Raw genomic sequence first — 4493 nt, 5'->3', positions numbered from 1 at the left:
AATAAAATATTAAAAGATTAAATTACTTATTAAAAATAAATAATTTGATCTTTTTTTTGTTCTTTATAATTAAATCTTATCTGAAGTTTCTTTTTGATGTTGAATTAATTTTTGTTTTTTTAATTTATGATTATCAATAGCTTGATTATAAACTTCTAAAACATTAGTTACAAAAGTCTTTTGAGTATATAAATTAACTGATTTTTGAGCTTGATATGATAATTGTTTAAAATTATCTGGATTTTGATATAAGGAAGTAAGAATTGTAATTAATTGTTCTTGGTTATGATAAAAAAATCCATTTTGTTCATGTTTAATTACTCCTTCTAATGCTTGATCAAAACGCACTACACAAGGCAAAGAAGCAGCTAGTGCTTCAATATATGTAAGTCCTTGAGTTTCAAATAAAGATGCATTAATAAAGACATTTCCTAATTGATAATAAATTCCTAACTTATCATAAGCAACAAATCCTAAAAAAATGATTTTATCATCTAAATTAAGTTTTTTGGCTTTTTTTTCTAAATTTTTTCTTTCAGGTCCATCACCAATAATTAAAAATTTACTTTTGGGATTTTGAAGGTGAAAAGAAGTAAAAGCATCCATCAAATAATCAATTTCTTTTTCAGCAGATATTCTTCCTACATAAAGACATACAAATGAATCTTTAAGTCCTAATTGTTGTTTTAATGAAAAAACTTTTTCTGGTGAATGATTGTGACAATAAAATTTTTCTAAATTAAAACCTGTTGGAACAATTTGATAATTGATTTTAGAAGTATCATTAACTTTATTAGAATAGCGATTTTCTAAAAAATACAACACTTTTTTAGTAGGTAAAATATTGACATCACTATTAAAAATAAATTTAGTAAAAAGATAGTCTACATATTTTAAAATGGGTTTTTTAAAACATTTAACAATAAAAGATTTTTGAGTATCAAAAAAGGCAACATACATTGTGTGTGTTGTATAAACTAAAGGCAAATTTAATTTTTGTTTAGCTAAAAGTCCTAAAGAACCTACCCCAAATTCAGTATGAACATGAATTACATCTAAATTAAGGGCTTTGATTTTAAAAAGATGTTTTTTATAACTTAAAACCCAACGATAATCTTTAAAAATTTTAAAAGGCAATGGCATTCCTTTAATTCTTATTACGCGAGAATCTTTTTCTTGTTTGACTTTTGGACAGTTAGTTGTAATAATATAGACTTCATGTCCCAAAGCTTCCAAACCTTCTCTTAGAGAATCACAAGAAACAACAACACCACTAATTAAAGGTTTATATGAATCGGTAAAAATTCCTATTTTCAAACAAAAAACCTCCTTATTATTGTCATTGTCATACTTTTTTATCTTAATGAAAACATAGCAAATTGTAATAGTAATAGCAACAAAAATAAAAAATAAATTTATATTTTTTAATAACTAAAAAGTTGAAATAATTAGGGAATAAGGAAAAATAATAAAAAGGGTAAAAATAATTAATTATGGTTATTGTTTTGGTTATTGTTTTCTTTATTAGTTTTTATCGCTTCTTTATAAATTTGGATCATTTTAGAAGCAAAACTTGTTTGATCATAATTAAGTATTGAGTTTTTGGCATTCATAGACATTGTTTTAGTTTTTTTATTATCATTGTATAAAAGACTTAAATAATTGATTAATTCTTCTTTTTGATGATAAAAAAAACCATTATTTCCATTATCAATTAAACCATCTAATGCTTGATCGTGTCTAGCTAACAAAACCAAAGAAGATGCCATCGCTTCTACAAAAGTTAAACCTTGAGTCTCAAATAAAGAAGCACTCAAAAAACAATTTCCCAATTGATAATAAATTACTAAATTATCATAAGGAACAAATCCCAAAAACAAAACATTATTTTCGATTTGTAATTGTTTTACTTGTTTTTGGAGAGCTTTTTTTTCAGGACCATCGCCAACAATCACAAATTTACTTTGAGGATGATTTTGACAAAAAGAAGCAAAAGCACTAATCAAATAAGAAATGTCTTTTTCAGGTGACAACCTACCTACATAAAGACAAACAAAATCATTTACTAAATTAAATTTAACTTTTAAAGCTTGAATTTCTTCTAAAGAGTGGTTTTGGGAATAAAATTGTTCTAAATTGATTCCTGTAGGAACAACATTATATTTTCCTTTGATATTGTAATCTTTTTCTAATAAAGTTAAAATTTTATGAGTAGGAACAATTGTAGAATGTGTTTTGGAAAAAAATTTTTTTAAAGCTTTTCTATTAGCTAATATAAAAAATAATTTAAATATTTTTATTCCAATATTTTTGCTTTTATTAAAAAAATATTCGTGCATGGTGTTCATAGTATAAACGGATGGTATATTTAATTTTTGAGAAGCATAAATACCTAATTTACCCATAGGAAATTCAGTATGAATATGGATAATATCTAAATTAAGATCTTTTACAAGAGATAAATATTTTTTGAACCTCAATACGACACGATGACCTTCAATACCTTTAAAAGGTATTGGTATTCCTTTAATTCTTATTATTGAAGCATCTTTTTCTTCATAATTCTTAGGTCCTTGAGGAGTAATTATATAAACTTTATGTCCTAATTTTTCTAAACTATCTTTATGAGATTTAACAGAGATAGGAATACCTCCAATAATTGGTAAGTATGTATCAGTAAAAAAACCTATTTTCATTTTTGATTCCTCTTTAAGTTTTTTAAAGTTGTGTAAATTAAATTTGATGTTTTTAAAATATTAAAAATATTTAAATATCAAAAAAATTAATTACTTCTGAGGCAAAATATAGAGAGCCTATAATTAACAATAAATCTTTACAAGTTTGAGTTTGGTTTTGTTGTAAAAAATCCTTCAATTTGTCTTGCCAATCAAAAACTTTTGTAATTCTTTGTGGAGCAATAAACAAATATTTTTGTACTAATTCAATACTATTTGGATGATTAAAAGTTGTTAAATAAATGTGGGCTTTGGGAATTTTTAATAATTGGTACAACATAGAAACTACATTTTTGTTTTCCAAAGCAGAAAATAAAATAGAAATGCGGTAGTTACTAAATTGTTTGATTGTTGTTTGGACTAATTTTCTTATGGCATGCACATTGTGAGCACCATCTAAAATAATTAAAGGATTTGAATTTAGTTTTTGCATTCTGGCTGGAATTTGAGTTTTGCTAATGCCTGTAAAAACATTTTGTTCTAAGAAAGGAAATTTTTTCAGCTGACAAAATAAATAATAAAGTTTGATTGCCATTGCAGCATTTTCAGGTTGATATTTTCCTATTAAAGGAGTTTTGATGGCTTTTATTGTGATTTGTTTTGTTTTAAAATTAAAACATTCTTGCCAAGTTTGCATTCCTAAATAAGTTATGTTGTAATCTTTTTTGAATTTATAAATGGGAGTTTTGTTTTTGATGGCTTGTTGTTCAATAACTAACAAAGCTTTTGGAGAAATATTTCCTGTAACTAAGGGAATTTTGGGTTTAATAATTCCTGCTTTTTGAAAAGCAATTTCTTTAAGAGTTTTTCCTAAAATATGTTCGTGATCTTTGCCAATGGTAGTAATTCCAGTTAGGATGGGATAAATAACATTGGTACTGTCTAAAAGACCTCCCAAACCTACTTCAATTACACAAACATCAACTTTTTTATGATAAAAATAATCAAAAGCAATAGCGGTGATAATTTCAAACGGAGTAATGCTAAATAAAGCAGAATTGGGACTTGCTTGGTCTACTAACTTTTTAATTTTACGAACCCAAATTATTAAATCATTACAAGAAATAGTCTCGCCATTAATTTTAATTCTTTCTTTGTAATTTTGAATATGAGGAGAAATAAAAGTTCCTACTTTGGAACAACTTTGTTGCAATAAAGAACTTAAATAATTAACAGTTGAACCTTTGCCGTTAGTACCTGCAATATGAATCATAGCTAATTTTTTTTCAGGATGATGTAATAATTTTAACAAAGCCAAAACACGCAAAAGTCCTAAACGCATGCCTAAAATTTCTCTTTTTTCAATCCACAAAATAGCTTCTTTTATGTTAGTTATTTCAGTAATCATTTTTATTTTCCGTTTGTCTGCATTTATTTATATTTAGGATTTCTTTGATATTATTAAATTTTTTAAATTACTAAATGTTTGATAGAATGTATTTGTTTAAGGTGTTTTTTTAAATTGTTTTGTTTTTTTGAATTTTTAATATCTATTGTAAATTTGTTTTTATTAGTTTTTTATTAACTTATTTTGAACTACATAATAAATTAAAATTGTAAATACAAGTTTATTATACCACAAAAAATATTGCAAAAATAAGGTTCAAAGGCAAAATAAGGATAAATTATTACTTAGTAAAATAAAGTAAGCAAAAAAAATAAATATTAATTTGACTAAATAAATAAAATAGTTAGAGTCAATAAAAATCATATTTTAAAAAAAGAAACTTTCAAAAATATAAAAATGTTATAATATTA

At 24.4% G+C, this 4493-nt stretch carries 3 protein-coding genes; all 3 read right to left on the bottom strand.

Going from position 1 to position 4493, the window contains the following annotated elements; translation table 11 throughout:
* Nucleotides 1-69: 69 nt before the first annotated feature.
* Complete coding sequence (locus OL66_RS00455; protein ID WP_011160383.1) at nucleotides 70-1317, bottom strand: glycosyltransferase; 1248 nt, start codon at nucleotides 1315-1317, stop codon at nucleotides 70-72.
* Between the two features lie 170 nt (nucleotides 1318-1487).
* Nucleotides 1488-2696 (bottom strand): glycosyltransferase, encoded by a 1209-nt coding sequence (locus OL66_RS00450; RefSeq protein ID WP_034172033.1) that lies wholly within the window; start codon nucleotides 2694-2696, stop codon nucleotides 1488-1490.
* A gap of 70 nt (nucleotides 2697-2766) precedes the next feature.
* Nucleotides 2767-4083: a bifunctional folylpolyglutamate synthase/dihydrofolate synthase gene (locus OL66_RS00445; protein WP_034172032.1), complete on the bottom strand. Its 1317-nt coding sequence runs from the start codon at nucleotides 4081-4083 to the stop codon at nucleotides 2767-2769.
* Nucleotides 4084-4493: the final 410 nt, after the last annotated feature.

It is taken from the genome of Chrysanthemum yellows phytoplasma (assembly GCF_000803325.1).
Classification (GTDB): domain Bacteria; phylum Bacillota_I; class Bacilli_A; order Acholeplasmatales; family Acholeplasmataceae; genus Phytoplasma; species Phytoplasma asteris.
This window is presented reverse-complemented; position numbering and strand designations above follow the sequence as displayed.

Excerpts from the sequence above, each read along its gene's own strand:
- OL66_RS00450 (WP_034172033.1), bottom strand. The coding sequence starts at position 2,696 with ATGAAAATAGGTTTTTTTACTGATACATACTTACCAATTATTGGAGGT.
- OL66_RS00445 (WP_034172032.1), bottom strand. The coding sequence starts at position 4,083 with ATGATTACTGAAATAACTAACATAAAAGAAGCTATTTTGTGGATTGAA.